Annotated in this window: 27 protein-coding genes; 13 read left to right on the top strand and 14 right to left on the bottom strand. The window is 61.4% G+C overall.

Going from position 1 to position 22,297, the window contains the following annotated elements; translation table 11 throughout:
* Positions 1 to 10 precede the first annotated feature (10 nt).
* The 3 genes from AB4M76_RS17090 to AB4M76_RS17080 all read right to left on the bottom strand — a co-directional run bounded on the left by AB4M76_RS17090 (position 11) and on the right by AB4M76_RS17080 (position 1,606).
* Positions 11 to 892, bottom strand: coding sequence for a PhzF family phenazine biosynthesis protein (locus tag AB4M76_RS17090; RefSeq protein ID WP_368443189.1), 882 nt, complete (start codon positions 890 to 892; stop codon positions 11 to 13).
* A 77-nt stretch (positions 893 to 969) separates the two neighbouring features.
* The gene (locus AB4M76_RS17085) at positions 970 to 1,188 is read right to left on the bottom strand and encodes a DUF1150 family protein (protein ID WP_368443188.1); all 219 of its coding nucleotides are present in this window, start codon (positions 1,186 to 1,188) and stop codon (positions 970 to 972) included.
* A gap of 4 nt (positions 1,189 to 1,192) precedes the next feature.
* Entirely contained in the window at positions 1,193 to 1,606 is a 414-nt protein-coding gene (locus AB4M76_RS17080; RefSeq protein WP_067267324.1) for an Hsp20 family protein, read from the bottom strand.
* Positions 1,607 to 1,772: 166 nt separating this feature from the next.
* Between AB4M76_RS17080 and AB4M76_RS17075 the strand changes: the two genes are divergently transcribed.
* From AB4M76_RS17075 to AB4M76_RS17065, 3 genes are all read left to right on the top strand, one after another.
* A complete protein-coding gene (locus tag AB4M76_RS17075; protein WP_368443187.1) occupies positions 1,773 to 1,997 on the top strand; it encodes a YdcH family protein in 225 nt (74 codons plus the stop codon).
* A gap of 96 nt (positions 1,998 to 2,093) precedes the next feature.
* Positions 2,094 to 2,579 carry a 5-(carboxyamino)imidazole ribonucleotide mutase gene (gene purE, locus AB4M76_RS17070; protein ID WP_368443186.1) on the top strand — a complete coding sequence of 162 codons (486 nt, stop codon included), beginning with the start codon at positions 2,094 to 2,096 and terminating at the stop codon, positions 2,577 to 2,579.
* Complete coding sequence (locus AB4M76_RS17065; protein ID WP_368443185.1) at positions 2,572 to 3,642, top strand: 5-(carboxyamino)imidazole ribonucleotide synthase; 1,071 nt, start codon at positions 2,572 to 2,574, stop codon at positions 3,640 to 3,642. Before purE ends, AB4M76_RS17065 begins: the two co-directional genes overlap by 8 nt.
* Before the next feature lie 3 nt (positions 3,643 to 3,645).
* On the opposite strand, the gene AB4M76_RS17060 is transcribed toward AB4M76_RS17065, so the two are convergent.
* Both AB4M76_RS17060 and AB4M76_RS17055 read right to left on the bottom strand, forming a co-directional pair.
* A complete protein-coding gene (locus AB4M76_RS17060; RefSeq protein WP_368443184.1) occupies positions 3,646 to 4,788 on the bottom strand; it encodes an alpha-D-ribose 1-methylphosphonate 5-triphosphate diphosphatase in 1,143 nt (380 codons plus the stop codon).
* Positions 4,775 to 5,533 (bottom strand): esterase/lipase family protein, encoded by a 759-nt coding sequence (locus AB4M76_RS17055; RefSeq protein WP_368443543.1) that lies wholly within the window; start codon positions 5,531 to 5,533, stop codon positions 4,775 to 4,777. The genes AB4M76_RS17060 and AB4M76_RS17055 overlap by 14 nt, the downstream gene beginning before the upstream one ends.
* An 84-nt stretch (positions 5,534 to 5,617) precedes the next feature.
* Here AB4M76_RS17055 and AB4M76_RS17050 point away from each other — a divergent pair, with 84 nt between their 5' ends.
* On the top strand, positions 5,618 to 6,097 hold the full coding sequence (locus tag AB4M76_RS17050; RefSeq protein ID WP_368443183.1) for an NUDIX domain-containing protein: 480 nt from the start codon (positions 5,618 to 5,620) through the stop codon (positions 6,095 to 6,097).
* Here the strand turns inward: AB4M76_RS17050 and AB4M76_RS17045 are convergent.
* From AB4M76_RS17045 to AB4M76_RS17030, 4 genes are all read right to left on the bottom strand, one after another.
* Entirely contained in the window at positions 6,063 to 6,911 is an 849-nt protein-coding gene (locus AB4M76_RS17045) for a DMT family transporter (RefSeq protein WP_368443182.1), read from the bottom strand. The genes AB4M76_RS17050 and AB4M76_RS17045 overlap by 35 nt on opposite strands.
* 58 nt (positions 6,912 to 6,969) lie before the next feature.
* Entirely contained in the window at positions 6,970 to 7,623 is a 654-nt protein-coding gene (locus tag AB4M76_RS17040) for a response regulator (protein ID WP_368443181.1), read from the bottom strand.
* 54 nt (positions 7,624 to 7,677) lie between these two features.
* Entirely contained in the window at positions 7,678 to 8,421 is a 744-nt protein-coding gene (locus tag AB4M76_RS17035; RefSeq protein WP_368443180.1) for an ATP-binding protein, read from the bottom strand.
* 70 nt (positions 8,422 to 8,491) lie between these two features.
* Positions 8,492 to 9,937 (bottom strand): extracellular solute-binding protein, encoded by a 1,446-nt coding sequence (locus AB4M76_RS17030; protein ID WP_368443179.1) that lies wholly within the window; start codon positions 9,935 to 9,937, stop codon positions 8,492 to 8,494.
* 128 nt (positions 9,938 to 10,065) lie between these two features.
* Between AB4M76_RS17030 and AB4M76_RS17025 the strand changes: the two genes are divergently transcribed.
* Together AB4M76_RS17025 and AB4M76_RS17020 are read left to right on the top strand one after the other, a co-directional pair.
* A complete protein-coding gene (locus tag AB4M76_RS17025) occupies positions 10,066 to 12,045 on the top strand; it encodes an ATP-binding protein (protein ID WP_368443178.1) in 1,980 nt (659 codons plus the stop codon).
* Positions 12,046 to 12,068: 23 nt separating this feature from the next.
* Positions 12,069 to 12,497, top strand: coding sequence for a response regulator (locus AB4M76_RS17020; RefSeq protein ID WP_368443177.1), 429 nt, complete (start codon positions 12,069 to 12,071; stop codon positions 12,495 to 12,497).
* Positions 12,498 to 12,655: 158 nt separating this feature from the next.
* Here the strand turns inward: AB4M76_RS17020 and groL are convergent, their stop codons facing one another.
* From groL to AB4M76_RS17005, 3 genes are all read right to left on the bottom strand, one after another.
* Positions 12,656 to 14,299 (bottom strand): chaperonin GroEL, encoded by a 1,644-nt coding sequence (gene groL / locus AB4M76_RS17015; RefSeq protein WP_368443176.1) that lies wholly within the window; start codon positions 14,297 to 14,299, stop codon positions 12,656 to 12,658.
* Between the two features lie 64 nt (positions 14,300 to 14,363).
* Positions 14,364 to 14,651: a co-chaperone GroES gene (gene groES, locus AB4M76_RS17010; RefSeq protein ID WP_368443174.1), complete on the bottom strand. Its 288-nt coding sequence runs from the start codon at positions 14,649 to 14,651 to the stop codon at positions 14,364 to 14,366.
* Positions 14,652 to 14,817: 166 nt separating this feature from the next.
* Positions 14,818 to 15,498: a DUF2161 domain-containing phosphodiesterase gene (locus AB4M76_RS17005; protein WP_368443173.1), complete on the bottom strand. Its 681-nt coding sequence runs from the start codon at positions 15,496 to 15,498 to the stop codon at positions 14,818 to 14,820.
* 64 nt (positions 15,499 to 15,562) lie between these two features.
* Between AB4M76_RS17005 and AB4M76_RS17000 the strand changes: the two genes are divergently transcribed.
* From AB4M76_RS17000 to AB4M76_RS16970, 7 genes are all read left to right on the top strand, one after another.
* Positions 15,563 to 15,916, top strand: a complete 354-nt coding sequence (locus AB4M76_RS17000; protein ID WP_368443172.1) for an MmcQ/YjbR family DNA-binding protein — start codon at positions 15,563 to 15,565, stop codon at positions 15,914 to 15,916.
* 99 nt (positions 15,917 to 16,015) lie between these two features.
* On the top strand, positions 16,016 to 16,936 hold the full coding sequence (locus AB4M76_RS16995) for a manganese-dependent inorganic pyrophosphatase (protein WP_368443171.1): 921 nt from the start codon (positions 16,016 to 16,018) through the stop codon (positions 16,934 to 16,936).
* A 49-nt stretch (positions 16,937 to 16,985) separates the two neighbouring features.
* Positions 16,986 to 17,858, top strand: coding sequence for a TIGR01459 family HAD-type hydrolase (locus tag AB4M76_RS16990; RefSeq protein ID WP_368443170.1), 873 nt, complete (start codon positions 16,986 to 16,988; stop codon positions 17,856 to 17,858).
* A gap of 89 nt (positions 17,859 to 17,947) precedes the next feature.
* Positions 17,948 to 18,391, top strand: coding sequence for a MaoC family dehydratase (locus tag AB4M76_RS16985; protein WP_368443169.1), 444 nt, complete (start codon positions 17,948 to 17,950; stop codon positions 18,389 to 18,391).
* Between the two features lie 62 nt (positions 18,392 to 18,453).
* The gene (locus tag AB4M76_RS16980; protein ID WP_368443167.1) at positions 18,454 to 19,386 is read left to right on the top strand and encodes a bifunctional riboflavin kinase/FAD synthetase; all 933 of its coding nucleotides are present in this window, start codon (positions 18,454 to 18,456) and stop codon (positions 19,384 to 19,386) included.
* Positions 19,383 to 19,853 (top strand): YcgN family cysteine cluster protein, encoded by a 471-nt coding sequence (locus AB4M76_RS16975; protein ID WP_368443166.1) that lies wholly within the window; start codon positions 19,383 to 19,385, stop codon positions 19,851 to 19,853. The genes AB4M76_RS16980 and AB4M76_RS16975 overlap by 4 nt, the downstream gene beginning before the upstream one ends.
* On the top strand, positions 19,853 to 20,887 hold the full coding sequence (locus tag AB4M76_RS16970) for a low specificity L-threonine aldolase (protein ID WP_368443165.1): 1,035 nt from the start codon (positions 19,853 to 19,855) through the stop codon (positions 20,885 to 20,887). Before AB4M76_RS16975 ends, AB4M76_RS16970 begins: the two co-directional genes overlap by 1 nt.
* Here AB4M76_RS16970 and AB4M76_RS16965 read toward each other — a convergent pair.
* Complete coding sequence (locus tag AB4M76_RS16965; protein WP_368443164.1) at positions 20,884 to 21,690, bottom strand: alpha/beta fold hydrolase; 807 nt, start codon at positions 21,688 to 21,690, stop codon at positions 20,884 to 20,886. The two genes, AB4M76_RS16970 and AB4M76_RS16965, sit on opposite strands and share 4 nt — an antisense overlap.
* A complete protein-coding gene (locus AB4M76_RS16960) occupies positions 21,687 to 22,283 on the bottom strand; it encodes a 2-hydroxychromene-2-carboxylate isomerase (RefSeq protein WP_368443163.1) in 597 nt (198 codons plus the stop codon). Before AB4M76_RS16960 ends, AB4M76_RS16965 begins: the two co-directional genes overlap by 4 nt.
* Positions 22,284 to 22,297 lie beyond the last annotated feature (14 nt).

Raw genomic sequence — 22,297 nt, 5'->3', positions numbered from 1 at the left:
CCGCCTTCGCCTAAACCGCCCCTGGCATAAAGACATCACCCGACATCACGACACGCCCCTGCCCGGCCACGCGCACGCCGGTGATCGCCTCACGGGCCCCGAGTACCTCTACCTCGGCGCGGCCGGGGCGCCCCATGCCGTGCCCCTGCTCGGCGGTGAACTGCGGCCCGTTGATCAGCCCGTTGGCCCAAAGATAGGCCGCCATCGCCCCGGTCGCCGATCCGGTAAAGGGATCTTCGGGCGGGCTGGGCGGGGCAAGCAGCAGACGCGCATAGGTGTCACCCGCCGCCGTCGCGCCATCGAGCGTGACCCAAAAGGGCTCCATCATATCCGTGCCGGGCTGCCCCAGCAGGCGATTATAGGTCTCAAGCGCGCCCATATCGAGCTGCAGCGCGTCAAGCATGGCGCGGTCTTTCAGGACGGTGATGCAAAAGGGCAGCCCGGTGGACACGATCTGCGGTGCGCCGAGAATGGCATCCGGTGAAATCCCCCCGACCGCTGCCACAACCTCGGCCGGGACCTTTTGACCGAACTCGGGCGCGATCTGCGTCATGGCGATCTGCTCGCCCGCCACCTCAACCTCGACGATGCCGGCCCCGGTCTCAAGCCGCAGCGCGCCCTCACCCACCAAGCCGCGGTGGCGCAGGGCCGCAACGGTGGCGATGGTGGGGTGACCTGCAAAGGGGATCTCGCGGCTGGCGAGATAGTATTTCACCTTGATGTCCGCCACCTGAGACGGGCCGGTAAAGGTGCATTCCACCAGGGAAGTCTCGCGCACATAGGCCAGACAGCTTTCATCCGGCAGTTCAGCACCATCATGGACCACGGCGCAGCCATTGCCGCCAAACAGTTGATCCGTAAATGCATCGACCCAATCGAATTTATATGTCACGGCCCTGCTCCCACCAAAAAGGCCGCAGCGGACTGCGGCCTTGCATAAAGCTTAGGTTACCTACGTCGTCTGGCGCGTCAATGCACCAGAACCGGTTTATAGTCGTGCTCACGGGCCAGTGCGAAAGCAAGCTTGCGGTCGCCCACCAGCGCCAACTGCTGCCCTTCCGCGTCGTGAACGGCATAGAGCAGTTCCAGCCCTTCCGCCTGATCGCGCACCTCCCGCGGGAGGTCGGTAACAGCGATGGTCTTGACATAGACCATACGGTCATTTCCGTGGGTGATTGCGTTTTGCATGATATTACCCCTTCTTGATCTTGATGGTTTGAACCACCGTTTCGGGCTTGGCGCGGGTCAGGTCGACATGCAGCAGACCATTCTCCATCACGGCTTCGCCCACATCGACCCCATCGGCCAGAACGAACGAGCGCTGAAACTGTCGCGCGGCGATTCCACGGTGCAAGAACACCCGGTCTTCGCCATCGTCAGACTGACGCCCACGGATCACGAGCTGTCTATCCTCAACGGTTATGGACAGATCCTGTTCCGAAAAACCTGCAACGGCGAGCGTTATTCGGTAGCTGTAATCCGATGTTTGTTCGATGTTGAACGGCGGATAACCTTCGTTTCCGGCCTTTGCGCTGCGTTCAAGCACCCGTTCCAATTGTTCAAACCCAAGCATATGCGGGTAAGAGGCAAGCGTTAGTTTCGTCATGCGACACGTCCTTATCAGGTCAAGCGACAGTGTTTCTTACGGGCCCCGCGTTTGGCGACCCGTTGCTATGAATATGGGGGGGCTTGGGGGGCGGCGCAAGGGCTATGCCAAATGATCTCAACCGCTTATATTCAGGGTTCAGCAGCCCTAACGGAATCACCTGCCCATGAATGCCCCTACTGATCTGTCGATGAAAACGGACGAAGTGCTGCGTGTGGAGCTTGAAGTCTTTAGACGAGAACATCGCGACCTTGATGATGCCATTCAAGCCCTCTCCGACAAGGGAACCGGCGACCAGCTGACGCTGCAACGGCTCAAGAAACGCAAGCTGCGCCTCAAGGATTTGATCGCCCAGATCGAAGACCGTTTGACCCCCGACATTATCGCCTGAGCCAATATCCCCCTCGGCCACGGGCAATCGCCGTTGCCACATGGTCGATGATGAGTATAGTGCGCGCTTTGATACACCAAGAGAAGGCCCAGCGACATGACCACGCCCCCGGTTGGCATCATCATGGGGTCCCAGTCTGACTGGGCCACCATGCGCGAAGCAGCGACCCTGCTGGACGAGTTGAACATCGCGTTTGAACCCCGCATCGTCTCGGCCCATCGCACCCCGGACCGGCTGTGGGACTATGGCAAAACCGCTGCGGAACGGGGCTTGCAGGTCATCATCGCAGGCGCTGGCGGGGCCGCGCATCTGCCCGGGATGATGGCGTCCAAAACCCGGCTGCCGGTGATTGGCGTGCCGGTCCAGACCAAGGCGCTTTCGGGCGTGGATTCGCTCTATTCCATCCTGCAAATGCCGCGCGGTTATCCGGTGGCAACCATGGCCATCGGCGCGGCGGGGGCGGCCAATGCGGCCCTGATGGCGGCAGGCATCCTTGCCCTGCAAGACCCGGAGCTCGCCAAACGGCTGGACGACTGGCGCGACGCGCTCAGCGCCTCGATCCCCGAGGTGCCGCATGACTGAGCCGCTGCAAACCGGCGCCACCATCGGCATTCTGGGCGGCGGGCAATTGGGCCGTATGCTGTCGGTCGCGGCCGCGCGCCTGGGCTTTCGCAGCCATATCTTTGAGCCGGGCGCCAACCCGCCCGCTGCCGACGTGGCCCATGCGGTGACCACCGCAGGTTATGACGACCCCAGGGCGCTGGAGGCTTTCGCCCGCGCCTGTGACATCGTCACTTTCGAGTTCGAAAACATCCCGACCGAAGCGCTCGATGTGGTCGAGGCGATCACCCCGATCCGCCCGGGCCGCGAAGCCCTGCGCATCTCCCAGGATCGCCTGACGGAAAAAACCTTTCTCAGCGATCTCGGCCTGCAGGTGGCGCCTTTCGCCGATGTGACCGACGCCGCGAGCCTGAAGGCGGCCGTCGCGCAGATCGGCACGCCTGCGATCCTCAAAACCCGCCGGTTCGGATATGACGGCAAGGGCCAAGCGCGTTTGAAGGGGGCAGATGACCTCGACGCCGCATGGGCCGAAATGAACGGCGCGCCCTCGGTTCTCGAAGGGTTCGTGGATTTCACCGCCGAGATCTCCGTCATCGCGGCCCGCTCCTCCACCGGCGAAGTCGCCTGTTTCGACCCCGGCGAGAATGTCCACCGTGACGGCATCCTGCATACCACCGCCGTGCCCGCAAAGATCAGCAATGGGCAGCGCACCGACGCGGTCTTGCTGGCCGGTCGGGTGCTGAATGCGCTTGATTATGTCGGTGTCATGGGGGTCGAGCTTTTCGTCACACCGCAGGGGCTGATCGTGAATGAGATCGCGCCGCGGGTGCATAACTCCGGCCATTGGACCCAGAACGGCTGCGCCATCGACCAGTTTGAGCAGCATATCCGCGCCGTGGCCGGGTGGCCGCTTGGCGATGGGCAGCGCTATGCCGATGTGGTTATGACCAATCTCATTGGCGACGACATGGACCAGGTGCCGGATCTCGCCCGCGCGCGCGATACGGCGATCCATCTTTATGGCAAGGTCGAGGTCAAAGCCGGCCGCAAGATGGGCCATGTCAACCGCATCCTACGGGATTAAGGCTCAGGTGGCGAAACGCTCGGCGATCGCCCCTGACATATAGCTGACCCGCCCCGCCGCGAATGTCGCCGCAACGCGCCCCGTGGCTTTCTCAAGCACCACAATGTCAGCCCGCTTGCCCGTTGCGAGCGTGCCGCGATCCGCGAGCCCCAGCACCTCGGCCGGGCCCGCGGACACCAGCGCCCAAGCGCCCGCCAAATCCAGCACCCCGCTCTGCGCCAACATCAATGCGGCGCGGCGCGGGGACGGGTAGTGGTAATCCGACGCCAGCGCATGACACAGCCCCATGCTGATCAGGTCCAAGGCCGAAAGATTGCCATTGTGCGACCCGCCGCGCACCACATTGGGCGCGCCCATGATGACGCTATCTCCTGCCGCATGGGCCGCCTCTGCCGCCTCATGCGTTTCGGGAAACTCCGCCAAGGTCACATGCCGCGCGCGCCATTCGGCACGGCCCTCTGCGGTTTGATCGTCATGGCTGCCCATCCGAACGCTGCGGGCCGAGAGCGTGGCACAAAGCGCGTCCAATGCCGCCGGAACCTCTGCGCGCCGCGCGTGCATCGCTTGCATCTGCGCCAGATGACTTTCCGGACTGCGCCCCGCCTTTAACGCCTGCCCCACCAACCGCTTTGGCGTTTTGCCCTGTGCCAGCCGATCATGCGGCAGATGATCGTTAAAGACCACATAGCCCACCTTCCATGCGTCCATCCGTTTCGGGAGGTCCTCATAAAGGTCCAGCATATGGGTCTCGAAGCGCAATTGCGGGCGCAGGTCTGTGACGAGCTGCGGCGCCGTGTCGCGAATGCCGGTAAAGACCTGATCCGCGAACTCCAGCCCCCGCAGCCCGCCTTCCCAACTTACGAATTGCGCCAGAACCGCGGTGGTGATCCCATTGGCCGCCAGTTCTGCCTCTGCCGCGACCAGCCCTTCGGACAGTTGTTTCATCGCCCCCCGCCGGGGCGCAAGGTGCCGCTCAAAGCCGTCGCCATGCAGATCAACGATCCCCGGCAGCACCTGAAATCCCGACAGATCAACCGCGCGCCCGACAGAGCTGTCGGTGATGCGCCCTTCGGCAAACGACAGCGGCGCGCGGCTCAGCCCATCAGGGTGCAATACCTCGGCCCCGACCAGATCAAGGTTTGGCATCGTCGTCCCCCAACTTTGGCAAACAGCCCCCTTCGGGACAGCCGATCGCTTCAAGCACCCCCTCAAACCACGTCATCGAGCCGTCAAAAGCGCCGGTCTCCAAAAAAGCCATGGTCTGCGCGATCACCCGGGGGTTGTTCATCATAAACGTATGGGTCACCGGCAGCACGATATGATCCTTCATCCCGGCCACGCGGGTCGATGCGACCGACACCTTGCCGTCATCCGGCCCCGGCAACAGGCTGGAAAAATAGGGGTTCAGCGACTGCGACCCGGCAATTACGCCCAGTTCAAACGTCACGGGCGGCAACTGGTTCGGCACGGCTTCCGCATCGGTGCCGATCTCGGCCCCGGCTGGACCGTTAAGCCAAGTGAAGGCCGGGTTCTCGACCAATTCATCCACCACCTCGCTGCCGTGGTTCGGCGGCCCCAGCATGACCACACGGCCCACCCTCTCGGCGCCCACCTCGGCCACCCATTTGCGCAGCAGAATACCGCCCATCGAATGGGTCACGAAATCAATCCGCGCCGTGCCACAGGCCGCGACCGCATCGGGCATGGTGCGGGTGACAAGATCGGCAATCGCAGCTTTGGTGGAGGGATAGCCGGGCCGCACCACGCGGTAGCCTTCGGCAGAGAGCGCGGCTTCCATGACCGCGAATGAGGTCTCAGTTCGCGCCAGCCCATGCAACAGCACAACGCAGCGCGGCGGGTCACCTGCCGCAGAGATCTGGGGCAGAGCCATGAAGGCGGTGGCAAGAAGGAGAGCAACACGAGGCATCATACGCATCAGATAGACTGATTGCGCGCGGTGTGAAATGGTCTTGCGATGACCCATGACGAAAGTCTGCCGATGCCCCGTCCCTGCCCCCGTTTGGCCGCCCGCGCTGTGATCATACACGAGAACCGGCTGCTGCTGGTGAACGCCTATCCCGACAATCACTTGGGCCTAATGTGCGCCCCCGGCGGCGGTGTTGAGGCGGGCGCCTCACTGCCTGACAATCTGATTCGCGAGGTTTTTGAGGAAACCGGCCTGCGGATCAACGTCGGCGCCCCCTGTCTGGTGAATGAGTTTCACGACCCCGGCGGCACGTTTCATCAGGTCGACATCTACTTTCACTGCACAGTGCGCGGTGCCTCTGTGGTCGATCCCGAATGGAAGGACAGCGAAGCGGTCGTTACCCGCCATCTTTGGGTCACACAGGCCGAACTCGCAGAGGTGCCTCATAAGCCCGACAGTCTCGGCGCTGTGGCCTTCGGCGCGACTGGGGCGCTTACCTATGATCCGCTGGAACCGATCTTGCGCTAAGCGCCCAGAAGATACCGCCCAGCACCAGTCCAGTGGCCAGAAGCAGCGTTCCGCTCACCGGCTCCCCCAGCATTAAAACGCCGCCCAAAATGGCGATAATCGGCACGCTCAGCTGCGCCACCGCGGCGGTGCCGCCGTCGATGTGTTTTAGAACACCGTACCACAAAGCATAGCCGAGGCCGGAGGTGACGCCGCCCGAAAGCGCGGCGAGCATGACACCTGTCGCACTGAATGTCGCGCCCGACAGCAGCGGCAATATCAGCATCACGGGGAGGCAAAGCAAGAAGTTCGCCGCCGTCACCGCCAATGGATTTCCCGCATCCCGGCCGATAATCGTATAGGCGGCCCAGCCAAGCCCGGCGAGCCCCATCAGACCGGCCCCCGCCAAATCGGTGCCGCCGCCCTCTGCGGGCCGGAGCACGAGCATAAGCCCGCTAAACGCGACCAGAGCCCCGGTCATCTGCCGCCCTGTCGGGGGCGTTCCGGCCAAGGCACCATGCCCAAACATCGCCATCTGCACCACGCCAAACAAGATCAAGGCGCCCAGCCCCGCGTCAAGGGTGAGATAGGCCAGACTGAAGCCGATCATATAAAGCGCAAGGCTGAGCGCGCCGGCGATCCGCTCGCGCCGGAACAGCGGCAACCTTTCCCCACGCAAAGCCACCAAGCTCGCCAGCACCGCCGCCCCCGCCGCGACCCGCAGAAGGGCGAACCCCGCGGGATCGATATGCCCCGGTTCCACCGCCATGCGGGTCAGGATCGAGTTTGCGGCAAAAGCAGCCATGGCTACCGTGGTCAAAAAGAATATCCTCATAGCAAAGGGCTTAGCCATCACGCCGCGTTGCGCCAAGCCCGGATGAGGGTCCTGGGGGTTAATGCGGGCTTGCGGCGAAAATAAACTCATCTGCATCTGCCAACGCCGCGATCATGCCATCGATTTCCGTTGTGCGCTGCAACGGCTGCGCTTTCGTGAAATGGGTCAGTTCCCTCTGGTTAATCGCACCGATGCTGTCGCGCACTTCGGCGTCCTTCAACGCGACCATACAGTCGCGAACGATTTCGCGCTGCATTGCCATCTGTTGCTGCGCCTGCGCGCTGCGGCGCGCCAAAGATATCACATTTAGGATTGCATCGCGCAGAATTTCCGCACTCATGGCATTTTTCGACAGGAAATCGTGACAACCCTTGCGCATCGCTTCAACAGCCGCCCCGATATCCTCCCTCCCGGTGATCATGATCCGCCCGGCGCCATGATGTCTTGCGATGTTTGATATCCGTTCCAGAGCCTGCACCCCGGTGCCTTCCGCCAAGCAATAGTCGACAAAAATCACATCATAGGCTCGGCGCGCCGACGCAGTTTCAAGTTCAGCCAAGGGGCCAACTTCGTCCAGTGCCAGCGCCAAGTCGGCGATCCGCGCCCCGAGCCGGCGAATGCGCTGCCGATCAAAACTGCTGTCATCAAGTAAAAGTGCCTGAATTCTGCGCGGCGACGACACTTCAATACCAAGCGGATTTTGGGGCTGCATTACCTTACCTCTGTATCCTGTAAAATTTCGGCGCCACCTCGGGGGGCCCTCGCTTCATTCATCTTTAAAGACTCTGCCGCGATAGAACTGCACCTCAACACAAGTGCCGCGCCCCTGCGGCATGGGGAGAAGCCGAACCCCGCCCCCATAATGCCCAGCGGTTCTAGCCACATTGGCGAGGCCCAGACCGGACCCCTCGACATCATCGCGGGGTCGGAGGGTGGTCAGGGGCTGGAAGACGCGGGTGTGAAACTCGGGCGCGATGCCCGGGCCGTCATCCTCTACCGCAAGGATTACCGCACCCTCGCGCCTTTGGCTGGAAAAAGTAATTCGACCTTCATCGCGGTCATGGTGCTTGACGGCATTGTCGATCAGCGCAAACAGCAGGGTTTGAAGGTCACGGTCACCCATCACGATGCTGGGGCAGTCCAGCCGTCGATCAAGGGTGAACCCGCGCGGCAAAGACAACATCTCAAGCACCTGATCCAGCGCCTTGCCCAGACCGACGTGTGAAACCGTTTGCATCCTTCCGATCCGGGAATAGGTCAATAGATCGATCAACATACGGTCCAACCGTCGCGTGTGGCGCTGCATCAAAGCGATAGATTCCGCGACCGGCCCTTCGAGTCTAAAACCCGCTTCTTCAAGATCCTCGGCAATCCAATGAGGCAATTCCAGCAATGCCCGGACCGAACTGCGCAGATCATGGCTGACGAGGTAGATAAACTCCTCCTCATTTGTCGTGGTTTGACACTGCGCTTCAAACTGTACCGCGTGATCTAAAGGCTGTTGTGGCATAGGCTCTTTCGGTCTGGTTTCCTCCTAATTAGACCCTCAAAGTTGACTTGGCGTTAAACGATGAGGCCATTCAAGCAAGGTCGCGCAATAATCGCTGAGCCCCCGGTGGATATTTCGCACGCAGTTGACGCCACCGTTTAATCTGAGCGCGACGCCCCGCGCGGCTCGTGATCAGCTCCCATTTCTGCGCAACCCGCGCCAGAGCCACTTCCGGGCTCACTTGCCCCTGCAAGGCTCGGTCCAACCCCTCGCCAAGCGCTTGGAAATAGTCCGATTGACCCTTGAGATAAAGGTCAGGGATGGCCCCTTCGAGCGCCGCACGCTGCACCTTGAGGAAGGGGGCGGAATAGGCGTCGCGCACGCCGATATCGTCATAATGTTCAGGCCGGTAGGGATCGAAGAAACCGTCAGACTGGCGTACAGCCAAGGTCGACATGTGCGGGCTGGTGGCGAAGAGGGAGAACAGATAGGCCAATTCAGGTCTGGTAGACGTAGCACTGACGACGAAGCTCCAGCCCCAGTTGAAATAGGGCGTTCTCAAGAGTTCCCCCCGGACCAGCCCCCCCGGGGTCGGCCCGTGTTCAATACGCCCGCGCATGGCCGATTGTGGGCTGTTCAAATATTTCTGCGTGCCGCCCCAACCAATGTTGCAATAGACATCGCCCCTTGCATAGCGCGCCCAATTTCCAAATAGACCCAATGTGCCCACTTCGGGCGCCAAATATCTGGTCACAGCGATCATTTCTTCGAGCGCCGCCACCCCCGCCGCGCCTGCAATTTGTGGGGTCATGTCAGGACTAAACGGCCAATGCCCTTTCGCATGAAAACGCACCCACCATTCCCAAGCAAGATAGCCAGGCGTTCGAAACAAAAGCCCGCCGTATCTGCCGGCATCCGGGTCGTGGAAAAAGGCAATCTGTCGGTCCAGTTCCGCCCAAGTCTCAGGGGGTGACAAGGGGATCCCGAACCGGTCCTCATACCGCGCCTTGAACTCAGGGTCTTCAAGCATTTCGCGGTGATAGAACATAACATAGGCATCGCCGTCCGTCTGAAAGCCATAGGTCTGGCCATCGAACTGGTCGCCTACTTTATATAGAACATCCCCATGAACACCCCGCGCTTTATATTTTGAGGCATAATTATCAAGGGGTTGGATCGCCCCGGCATCTGCCAAGTCTGGAAGCCCAAAGGTCGCTGGAAGGGCAATGTCATATCTCGCCGTGCCCATCATACTGTCGAGCATCACTTCCGTATTTATCTGGTCCACATGGACCTCTTCCATCACGATCTCTATCCCCGTTTGCGCTGAAAACGCGGCAACAACAGGCGCCAGATTGGCCTGCGATCCTTCAGGCAAGAGCATCATCAGCGGCATATCGGATACCGGCGCGAACTCTTTGGCATAGGCGACAACGCGGTCGTCGAGAGCCATGGCCGGCAGCGACGTCGCAAAAGCCGCAAACCCGGCAGTCAGTCCCAATGTGACGTCACGTCTATTTGGTCTGACAGAGTTCATGCGAGACAGACCATGAGCTTCTCCCTCCTATCAAAACGGCGCTGCCACAGACTTCAAAACCGCCGATAGGATGGATTTAGGCAAAGGCTTTTAACATTGCGTTAATTGCTGAGGTCTATGCAGTCGCCATGGTCTCCTTACCGCCATATACTCAATTGTTGCAGGCCTTAAGCAGCCGCATTACCACCCGTTTGCGGGCGGCGCTGTCGGTGGTGGCCATTATCTTTTGCGCAGCTGGGCTGAGCACGGCGCTGCAAATGCAAACGGTGCTCAACACGCCCGCGCATCTCAATAAGTCAGCCCTTCCGATGCTGACCATCGCCCAGCAAATCGAACGCGATTTGAACAGTGTTTTCCTGACAATGGACATGCTTCAACAACGCGAAACCCCGTTCGCCCTCAGTGAGTTGGAGGCCGATGTTTCGGCGAAAATATCGACCATCAGCGCCCGGCTATCTTCCCTGCGCACGCTTGGCATGTCCCCTTCCCTTGTTGATCGGGTAGAGCATCGTTTGCTGACCGCCAAGCGGGCCAGCAAGGAGGTTCTGCGCAGTCGGGAAGCCTTGCGGAAGGCTGATGAACAGATCGCCGCAACCCTTGACCAAATCAGAGATTTACAGGAGCGGAGCAATCTGATCCTCGACGGTCTATCCTATCGCTTCTCGGCGGAGACAGACCGACTGCTGCGTGCCGCCGCGCGGAAAAATATAACCGCGTCACCCCAAGACAACTCATTTTCCAAGCTGATGTTGGACGCCATCAACCTTAACGATCTGCGATTGGACATCGATGCGCTGGTCAATATTGCGGTCAGTGAGGGACTTCAGAAACAGCCGGACCACTCTGACCGCGCGCGGTTGCTGGTATCTGAAAAATTGCAGGATGTGATCGCCCGGCTGCCCCGCATTGCGGACGAAGGGAAACGGCGCGCTCTGGCATCCCAGACCGCGATGATGCGCGAACGCCTTCTGAATGAGAGCGATGGGTTCTTCTCACATCTTGCTGCGCGCCAACATTTTCAGGCGAAGTTCAATGTCCTTAGGGCCGAACATCTGCCGATGATTGTCGAAATCTCGAATATGACGTCGGACCTGACAGCGTACACGCTTCGGCTCGTCGATACCATTACGCAGCGGTTGCGAGATACGATCCATCGGGTGATCTGGATTGTGGCTGTGACAGCGCTTACCGCTCTGCTGATCATCATTTTGACCAATCGGCTGGTTATTGAGCGCCAGTTCAACAGCCGCATCAAAAAGCTCACCGGGGCCGTCAGCGCAATTTCAGCGGGAGATCTGGATCATCCGATCCCCGTTAAAGGGCGCGATGAACTGGGAGAAATGGCGCGGGCGCTGGTTGTTTTCCGGCGCAATGCCGAAGAGCTGCGACGCTCTAACGTCGAGTTGGAAAAATTCGCCTATGTCGCGGCCCATGACCTGCGTTCACCGCTCCGGGCGGTGCATGAGCTGAGTGTTTGGGTGGTTGAGGATGAAGACAATCGCCTGAGCGCCGAAAGCCACGCCTATCTTTGCATGTTGCAACAGCGCATTGGCCGTCTGAACCGGCTCTTGAAGGACCTGTTGGATTACGCCCGCGCGGGTCAGAACGAGCCTGCGGCCGAACCGGTCGATTTGCACCATTTGGTGCGAGAGCTTGCACGGGGCGCTGATCCTGAGGGGCGTTTCGAGGTTACCTTTGAGGGGCCTGAGGAACCGGTGACAGCGCGATTAACACCGCTTCAACAGATACTTGGAAACCTGCTGTCCAACGCGATCAAACATCATGACAGCAATCACGGCGCGATCCAGGTGCGAGCTGAAATCGACCACGACAGGCTATTGCTGCGTGTCACGGATGATGGCCCGGGCATCGACCCACGCTATCAGTCACGTGTATTCGAGTTGTTCCAAACGCTGCGCCCCCGGGATGAAGTCGAAGGCAGCGGGCTCGGCCTTGCCATCGTTAGCAAACTGGCCTCGCATTACAAAGGCAGTGTCACATTGATCTCGGACCCGAAAAGCGCGCGGGGGGCGACCTTCGTTGTCGAACTGCCGCTGCCGCACGCGCCCTCTGCCCCACCGATACCGCGCGTTGCTGCCGCCGCATGAGCCATAAATTGAAAGGCATCACGATGAAAACAACCGCCGTCAAATTTCTGATTGTCGACGATGACGTCGTCAGCGTCATGGCCATGCAGCGCGCGATGCGCAAACTCAAGATCGTGAATGAGACCGAAGTCTGCCACGACGGCCAGCAGGCGCTTGATTTCCTTGGCGAAGAAGTCCAGCGGCATGGGCGCTTACCGCCTTATATCGTGACGCTCGACCTTAATATGCCGCGTATGGGCGGGCTGGAGTTTCTGGAGGCCGTGCGTGCCGATCCGGCGCTAGAACGGGTCGTTGTTTTCGTTTTCACCACATCTGACATGCCGACGGATGTGCAGTCTGCCTATAGCAAGAACGTGGCGGGCTATATTGTGAAAGAGAACCCGTCTGAAACCTTTTCCAATGCGCTTGATATGCTGAACGCCTATGTGCGGATCGTCGAATTACCGCGTTGAAGGAGCGCCCAGGAGCAGACCTTCGACGCAACCCAGATCGGCCGCTACAATGACGCATCCGCTGCGCTGGTGAGCGGGCCACAGGAATTAACTAAGCTGCAAATGAAAGAGGCGCGCCATTTCTGGCACGCCTCCGATCTTTAGCCAATAGGGCTGGCTTACATCATGCCGCCCATGCCGCCCATGTCGGGCATGCCGCCTGCGGGGGCTGCGCCTTCTTTGGCGGGCTTGTCGGCAACCATCGCTTCGGTGGTGATCAGCAGACCAGCGATCGAAGCCGCGTCCTGCAGTGCGGTGCGCACCACTTTCGCAGGGTCGATAACGCCGAAGGAGAACATGTCGCCATATTCTTCGGTCTGTGCGTTGAAGCCGAATTTCAAGTCGTCGCTCTCGCGGATCTTGCCGGCCACAACCGACCCGTCCACACCAGCGTTCTCAGCGATCTGACGCAGCGGTGCTTCCAGTGCCTTGCGCACGATGGAGATACCGACGTTCTGATCGTTGTTGTCGCCTGTGAGGCCTTCCAGCTTCTTGGCGCCCTGAACCAGAGCAACACCACCACCCACGACGATGCCTTCTTGAACAGCGGCACGTGTCGCGTTCAGGGCGTCGTCAACGCGGTCTTTGCGCTCTTTCACTTCGACTTCGGTCATGCCGCCGACGCGGATCACGGCAACACCGCCTGCCAGTTTGGCAACGCGCTCTTGCAGCTTCTCACGGTCGTAGTCGGAGGTGGTTTCTTCGATCTGGTTGCGGATCTGGGCCACGCGGGCTTCGATCTCGGCCTTCTCGCCAGCGCCGTCAACGACGGTGGTCTCGTCCTTGGTGATCGACACTTTCTTGGCCGAACCCAGCATGTCCATGGTCACGGACTCGAGCTTCATGCCGAGGTCTTCGGAGATCACCTGACCACCGGTCAGGATCGCGAGGTCCTGCAGCATCGCCTTGCGACGGTCACCGAAGCCCGGTGCCTTCACAGCAGCAATCTTCAGACCGCCGCGCAGCTTGTTCACGACGAGGGTCGCCAGAGCTTCGCCCTCGACGTCTTCGGCGATAATCAAGAGCGGCTTCTGGGACTGGATCACCTGCTCAAGCAGCGGCACCATCGGCTGGAGGCTCGACAGTTTCTTTTCGTGCAGCAGGATGATCGCATCTTCCAGCTCGACAGTCATCTTGTCGGAGTTGGTGACGAAATAGGGGCTCAGGTAGCCGCGGTCGAACTGCATGCCTTCGACGACATCGGTCTCGGTTTCCAGACCTTTGTTCTCTTCGACGGTGATCACACCTTCGTTGCCGACTTTCTGCATCGCGTCCGCGATCTGACGGCCGATCTCTTTTTCGCCGTTGGCGGAGATGGTGCCGACCTGCGCGACTTCGTCGCTGTCGGATACGTCACGGGCCGCGGCGCGGATCGCTTCGACGACTTTCGACGTGGCCAGATCGATGCCGCGCTTGAGGTCCATCGGGTTCATGCCGGCGGCAACCGATTTCATGCCTTCACGCACGATTGCCTGGGCCAGAACGGTGGCGGTGGTGGTGCCGTCGCCGGCTTCGTCGTTGGTCCGGGAAGCGACTTCCTTGACCATCTGTGCGCCCATGTTCTCGAACTTGTCTTCCAGTTCGATTTCCTTCGCCACGGAAACACCGTCTTTGGTGATGCGCGGTGCGCCGAAGGATTTGTCCAGAACCACGTTCCGGCCTTTCGGGCCGAGCGTGACTTTCACCGCATCGGCAAGGATGTTCACACCCTTAAGCATCCGGTTGCGGGCTTCGGTGTCAAATTTGACGTCCTTAGCAGCCATGTTGTCTTCTCCTAAATTCTTGGATTGATGGGAGCGTCTTCAAAGGGTCAGCAAGCCGGGTGGCTTACGCGAGGATCCCCATGATGTCGCTTTCTTTCATCATCAGCATTTCTTCGCCGTCGACGGTGACCTCGGTGCCGGACCATTTGCCGAACAGGATTTTGTCGCCGGGTGCGACGGCCATCTCGATCAGCTCGCCATTGTCCTTGCGTGCGCCGGTGCCCACGGCCACGACTTCACCTTCGGAAGGCTTTTCCTTGGCGGAATCGGGGATGATCAACCCGCCGGCGGTTTTCTCTTCGCTTTCTGTGCGCTTGACCAGCACACGGTCATGAAGCGGTTTCAATGCCATCTTTGCAGCTCCTTAAGGCTCAAAGTTACTCTTCCAAGCCACCCCCTCCGTCCGAGGGGTGCAGCCGTTAGCACTCGACCCATGTGAGTGATAACGAGGCATAGCTAAGGAGCGTTCTGAGTTCTGTCAACAACGGCGTTGAAAAATTTCGAGCGCATTGGAACCATTAATCGGCGCCCAGGATCCGCCCTGCGCTGGCGACGGCCTCGGCCCCCGCCGGGGTCAGCCCGTATATGCCCTTGTCGACCTTTTCAAACCAGCCATAGTGATCGGCGCGCATCATGCGGGTGGCCGCCGAAACGCCTGTGGCGCGGGCCACATCCGCGCCTTTGCTCGCCCCCGCTTCAAAGAGAAACATCGCCAGCTTCAGCGCGTCCTGCCGGTAGGCCGTCACCAGCCCGGCGCGGGTCTGGCCGCCGTCATTCGGATCACCCTGCCGCCGGGCAAATTCGCGCAAGAGCAGCGCCGCCCGTTTGGCATTCTTGCGCGGCGCATAGGGGCCGGGGTCGCAATGCACCTCGACCAGCCCATCCGAGAGCCGCACGGTGATCAGCCCCAGCCCGAGCCGCCGCGCCAGCGTGACATTGTCCTTTACCGCCTTGGCAAAGCGTTTGCCGGGCTGGCGGGCCACCGCAAGGTAGACATCATCCGACACCTTCAGCCGCGCCAGACATTGATGAAACAGCGCCAGTGAAAAGCCGAGCTTCAGCTCCACCACGACCGGCGGCTCCGCCCCGCGCAGCGCCACCACATCCGCCGCCCCCACCTCGGATTTCACCACATAGCCCTGATCCTCAAGGAATGCCTTGATCGGCGGGTAAAGATCGGTTTCGCGCGGGCTGCTCATGGGGCGCAACTTGCCCCATCGCGCGGCGCTATGCAAAGGGGCTCCGTGGCCCTAGAGTGACCCGATGACCCGCGACGATTTCAACGCCTTCTGCGCCGCCCTGCCCCAGACGACCCATGTGGTGCAATGGGGCAATGCCGATGTGTGGAAGGTGGGCGGCAAGGTCTTTGCCATCTGCGGCTGGGCCGAGGATGCGCCGGCCTTTACCTTCAAGGTCACGGAACTGGGGTTTGAAGTCCTCTCCGACAGCCCCGGACTGCGCCCTGCGCCCTATCTGGCGTCACGCGGGCTCAAATGGATACAGCATTACGCGGCACCGGGGCTGAGCGACGAGAGCCTGCGCGACCACATTCGCGCGTCATATGACATGATCGTCGCGGCCCTCGCCAAAAAGAAGCGCGCGGAGCTGGGGCTTTAGGCCCGCTCTGCAATGCCGCATTGCAGAAGGCGCAGGTGACAAGCCTATTGAACCTGTTATAAGGCCCGCAAATTCACCCGAACAGACAGGACCGCCCGTATGACAACGCTTGTTTTTGGCCATAAATCTCCCGACACCGACAGCACCGGCAGCCCGATCGTTTGGGCTTGGTATCTCAATGAGATCAAAGGCATCCCCGCCAAGCCGGTCCTGCTGGGAGAGCCGAATACCGAAGCGCTGTTCATGCTGGATAAATGGGACCTCGAAAAGCCCGAAATCCTGACCGCGCTTGAGGCCGACACCAAGGTTGTCATCGTCGACACCAACAACCCCGCCGAACTGCCCGACAACATCAATGACGCCGACATCACCGGCATCATCGACCACCACCGTCTGGTGGCGGGTCTTGAGACGCGCGGCCCGATTGAGATCAACATCCAGCCGCTCGCCTGCACCGCGACCATCATGTACAAGATGATCGGCAGAGACTGGGCACAGGCGCCGCGCGGCATCAAGGCGGCGGCCCTGTCCTGCATCCTGTCCGACACGCTGGAATTCCGCAGCCCGACCACCACCCAGGAAGACCGCGCCATCGCCCATGACATCGCGCAGGATCTGGGCGTCGATATCGCTGACTATGCCGCCGAAATGTTCGCCGCAAAATCCGATGTGTCGTCCTTCAGCGAAGCCGAATTGCTGCGCATGGACAGCAAGGAATTTGACCTCGGCGGAACCAACCTGCGCGTGAGCGTGCTGGAGACCACCTCCCCCGCCCCGCTTTTGGCGCGCAAGGACGCGCTGATGGCCGAGATGCCGAAAGTGGCCGAAGCCGATGGCGCCGCGCAGGTGCTCTTGTTCATCGTCGACATTCTGAAAGAAGAGGCGACGCTGCTGGTGCCCAACGACATGGTCAAACATATCGCCGAGCAGAGCTTTGGCGCTGAGGTCTCCGGCGACACGGTCGTGCTGCCCGGCGTGATGAGCCGCAAAAAGCAGATCATTCCGAACCTCAAGATGTAAGCCAATCGGGCGGGCCAAATGCCCGCCCTCGCTTTTTGAAAGGCCGCCTATGACCCGCGTTATCTCTGACCTGTCCGCCGTCTCCGATCAATATGACGCGCTTTTCGTCGATCTTTGGGGCTGTGTGCATGACGGGCGCAAAGCCTTGCCGGACGCGGTCGCGGCCTTGCAGGCCTACCGTCAGACCGGCGGCAAGGTCGTGCTGGTCACCAACTCCCCCCGCCCCCGCGGGGGCGTCGAGAAACAATTGCAGCAGTTCGGCGTGCCGCAAGACGCATGGGACAGCATCGCCACCTCCGGCGATTCCGCGCGCTCGGCGATGTTCCGGGGCGTGGTGGGCGAAAAGGTCTGGTTCATCGGTCATCCGGGCGAGCGCAAGTTTTTCGAACCGCTGGCGATCCTTGAAAACCCCGTTGAGGTTGAGACCGTGCCGCTGGACCACGCGGAAGGCATCGTCTGCACCGGCCCCGTTGATCCGATGGCCGAGCCCAAGGCGATGCGCCCCGAGTTTGAGCAGGCCATCGCCCGCGGTCTGAAACTGCTCTGCGCCAACCCCGATATCGTGGTCGACCGGGGCGAGGTGCGCGAATGGTGTGCCGGGGCGCTGGCCGCGCTCTATACGGAGATGGGCGGCGAAAGCCTCTATTTCGGCAAGCCGCATGCCCCGATCTACGACCTCGCCCGCCGTCGTCTCGCCGCGCTTGAGGTCGACATTCCCGACAACCGCATCCTCGCCATCGGCGACGGTATCCTCACGGATGTCAAAGGCGCGATGGACGAAGGCATCGATTCGCTCTTCATCACTGGCGGGCTCGCCGCGGCCGAGACCGCGACCAGCGAGCAGCCGGATGAAGAGAAGCTCCGCGCCTATCTTGACCGCGAAGCATCGGCCCCGACCTACGTCATCGGCTTCCTGCGCTAACCCAGAATAAACTTGATTTTCTGCGATTGCGAAGTAATAAAGTTACACCAAGGCGCTACGCTGCGCCACTTTGTTATCAAGGAGCCGCCATGTTGGACAATATGCCGCGCGGAACGATCTGCATCGAAGACATCGAAATCGGCATGACCCGCCATCTGCGCAAGGTCGTGACCGACATGGACATCGAGATGTTCGCGCAGGTCTCGACCGACCGCAACCCGGTGCATCTGGATGACGACTATGCCCGCGAGACGATCTTTGAAGGGCGCATTGCCCATGGCATGCTGACCGCCGGGCTGATCTCGGCGGTGATCGGCGAACAACTTCCCGGCCATGGCACGATCTACCTCGGCCAATCGCTCAAGTTCCTCGGCCCCGTGCGCCCCGGCGATATGGTGCTGGCCGAGGTCACCGTGACCGACATGGACATCGCCAAGCGCCGCGTGAAAATGGATTGCCGCTGCTCGGTCGATGGCAAGCCGGTGCTGGCGGGTGAAGCCACGGTGCTCGCCCCCTCGGCCAAGCTGGACTGAGCGGGCGGTTTTCGCCCTCTGAGCATCTTGCCCTTGCGCCGCCGCGCCGCTAGGCAAGGCGCATGCGGATCATCCGAGATTATCAATTCGTCGACCTGCCAGATCGCGGTGCCACCGCTGCGATTGGCAATTTCGATGGCGTACATTTGGGTCACCTGTCGGTGATCGAATTGGCGCAGCGTGCGGCCCCTGATGCGCCGCTCGGGGTGCTGACCTTTGAGCCGCATCCGCGCGAATATTTCGCCCCCGACGCCCCGCCCTTTCGCCTCATGGGCCGCGACGCCCGCGCGCATCGGTTGGAGAAGATCGGCGTCGAGCGGCTTTATGAACTCGCCTTCAACGGCACATTGGCCAGCCTCAGCCCCGAAGCCTTTGCCCGCGATGTGCTGCACGAGGGGCTGGGCCTTGCGCATGTGGTCGTGGGTGCGGATTTCTGCTTTGGCAAAGGCCGCGCCGGCACGGCCAAGGACTTGGTGCGCTTTGGCGCGGAATACGGCTTTGGCGTCACCATCGCGCCGCTGATGGAGCGCGATGATCTCACCGTCTCTTCCACCGCCATCCGCGACGCGCTGAGCCGGGGTGCCCCCCGCGAAGCCGCTGCGATGCTGGGCCATTGGCACCGGATCGACGGGCCGGTGATCTCGGGCGAGCAGCGCGGCCGCGAGTTGGGTTTTCCCACCGCCAACATGTCCATCGACGGTCTGCACCCGCCCGCCTTTGGCGTCTATGCGGTGCTGGTCGACGTGCTGGAGGGGCCGCATCGGGGCAGCTACCACGGTGCCTCCAGCATTGGCGTGCGGCCGATGTTTGGTGAGAACAAAGCCAACCTCGAAACCTATCTCTTTGATTTCAAAGGCGACCTCTATGGCACGCCCCTGTCGGTCGGTCTGGTTGAGCATCTGCGCGGCGAAGAGAAATTCGACAGCCTCGACGCCTTGATTGCCCAGATGGAGGCCGACTGCGCCCGCGCCCGGACCATTCTGGAGGCGCTATGAGCGACCCGATCCCCCGCAAAGGTCTCGCCCCGAAGTTCTGGGAAAAGAAGCCGCTGAAGGAAATGTCGCAGACAGAATGGGAAGCGCTCTGTGATGGTTGCGGCAAATGCTGCCTTAACAAGCTGGAAGACGAGGACAGCGGCGAAGTCGCCCTGACCCGTGTTGCCTGCCGCCTGCTCGACGACAGCACATGCCGCTGCGTGCATTATGAGAACCGGCATGAATTCGTGCCCGACTGCATCGTGCTGCGCCCCGACAACCTTGATACCCACGCCTATTGGATGCCCCAGACCTGCGCCTATCGGCTGCTCTGGGAGGGCAAGCCCCTGCCCGAGTGGCATCCCCTGCTGACCGGCACGCCCGAGAGCGTTCATGAGGCCGGGGTCAGCGTGCAATTTGATACCGTATCCGAATTTGATACCCCGTTCGAGGAATGGGAAGACCATATTATCGAGGAGCCCACCTGATGTTTTTCGCCTCTGACAACGCCGGCCCCGTCCACCCCAAGGTGATGGAGCGCGTGATCGCGGCCAACAGCGACTACGCGATGCCCTACGGGAAAGACCCGATCATGGAGGAGGTCCGTGCCCAGATCCGGGAGCAGTTCGAGGCACCGGAGGCGGAGGTCTATCTCGTCGCCACCGGCACGGCGGCCAATGCGCTGGCGCTGGCCTGCTACTGTCAGCCTTGGCAGACGATCTTCTGCTCCAAGGTCGCGCATATCGAAGAGGATGAGTGCAACGCGCCGGAATTCTACAGCGGGGCGGCCAAGCTGACGCTGGTGGACACCGAGGACAAGATGACCCCCGACGCCCTGCGCCGCGCCATCACGGCCCGCGTGGCGGGGGACGTGCACACGCCGCAGCGCGGGCCGGTGTCGATCACCCAGGTAACCGAACGCGGCGGCGTGCACAGCCTTGAAGAATTGCATGCGCTGACCACGGTGGCCAAGGACTACGACCTGCCCGTCCATATGGACGGCGCGCGGTTCGCCAATGCGCTGGTGGCACTGGGCTGCACGCCGGCTGAGATGACCTGGAAATCGGGCGTCGATGTGGTGAGCTTTGGCGGCACCAAGAACGGCTGTATGGGTGTAGAAGCGGTCGTGTTCTTCGATCCCAAGAAAGCATGGGAGTTCGAGCTGCGCCGCAAACGCGGGGCGCATCTGTTCTCCAAACACCGGTTTCTTTCGGCGCAGATGGCGGGATATCTTGGTGAGGGCGTATGGCTGGAGGCAGCAAAGACGGCCAATGCCAATGCCGCGCATCTGGCCGAGGGGCTGCGCAAGGCGGGGGCCGAGTTTCTCCATGAGCCCGCCGCGAATATGATCTTCGCCCGTTTCCCCCGCGCCATTCACCGCAAGCTGCATGACGTCGGCGCGCGCTATTACCTGTGGGATGGTATATTAGAGGGCGACGATGACGAGATGATCGCGGCGCGGATGGTCTGCGATTGGTCGATCAGCCGCGCGCAGATCGACCAGTTCCTGAGCCACTTTTAGGCCCGCGCGGCCAGCGGCACGTCGTTCAGGAAATCACGTATCGCCTCGGCAACCTCGGCGGCATGGGTGATCGGGACCATATGCCCCGCCCCTTCGACCACGACGCGCCGCGCGTCCGGCAGGCGTCGCATGAGCGAGGTGTTGATCGCATGGGCCGCCTTGGGCGAGGCGCTGCCCTCGACCAGCAGCGCGGGCATTGCCGCACGCTCGAACATCCCCGGCGCCAGCAACCCCGCGCTGTCTTCGCCAAGGAAGGGTGAAGAGGCGGGGATAAAGCCGATCCGCTCCACCATATAGGCGCGGGTGGGCGCGGGGATTTGATCCCATTTCGTGCCATCCCCCCAGACCCGGTTGAACAGCCGCGCGGCGGTCTCTCTGTCGCCCTCGGCCAAGGCTGCCTCAAAGGCGGCGTTCTGTTCGTTGTACTCTGCGATGTTGCTCGGGTCATCCTGCGCCGCCGCGGCGAAATAGACCGGCTCGATCAGCGTCAGGCTGCGGACCAGTTCCGGCCGTTCAATCGCGATCCGCAGCGCAACGGTCGCGCCAAAGGAATGACCAATCAGGTCCATCGGCGCTTCGAGCAGGCTCAGCGCCATGTCGGTGGCAACGTCATGGATATTGCCCTGCCCGTCCCATTCGCCCGACTTGCCATGCATCGGCAGATCAAAGGCCCGCAGGGTCAGGTCATCGGCAAGCGCCTCCCCCACCCCGCGCCAGGCGCCGGAATGCGCCAGCGAGCAGTGGATCGCCAGCGCCGGACGCGGCCCATAGCCAAAGCGCCGGGCGTTGATCTCAGGGATCACAGCTTGCCCCCAAGGTGCAGGTCTAGGTCTTCCAGCCGGTCCTGCCCCCAGAATTTCTGATCGCCCACAATGTAGAACGGCGCCCCAAAGACCCCTTGCGCGACCGCTTCTTCGAGATTGGCGGCATAGGTTTCCGCCCCCTGCAACAGCCCGCTGTTCGCCAGATCGGGATCAAACCCCGCCTCGGCCAAACAATCGCGCACCACATCGTCATGGCCGATGTCCTTTTCCTCGGCCCAGACCGCGCGGGTGATGGCATGGGTCAGCTTGCCCAGATCCCCCCCGCCCGCATTCTGCGCCGCGATCACCGCATAGGCCGCGGGGGCGCCGTTTGTGGGCCAATGGGCGGGCTGCAGGTTAAACGGCAGCCCCAGCTTGCGCGCCTGCCGCGGCAGGTCTTGGGCACGGTAGTCATTGCGGCTCGGGTGACGCTCTGCCGGGGAGAGCCCACCGGTGCGGGGAAAGGCCGCGACGATGTCGAAGGGCTTGTAGATTATCTCTGCCCCATGTTTCTCGGCAATGGCCTCAAGCCGGTTCCCGGCAAGGTAGCAATAGGGCGACAGGGTTGCGAAAAAATAATCGATCCGGGCCATTTGGCTCTCCTTTG

The organism is Sulfitobacter sp. PS-8MA (assembly GCF_040933935.1).
Classification (GTDB): Bacteria; Pseudomonadota; Alphaproteobacteria; order Rhodobacterales; family Rhodobacteraceae; genus Sulfitobacter.
This window is presented reverse-complemented; position numbering and strand designations above follow the sequence as displayed.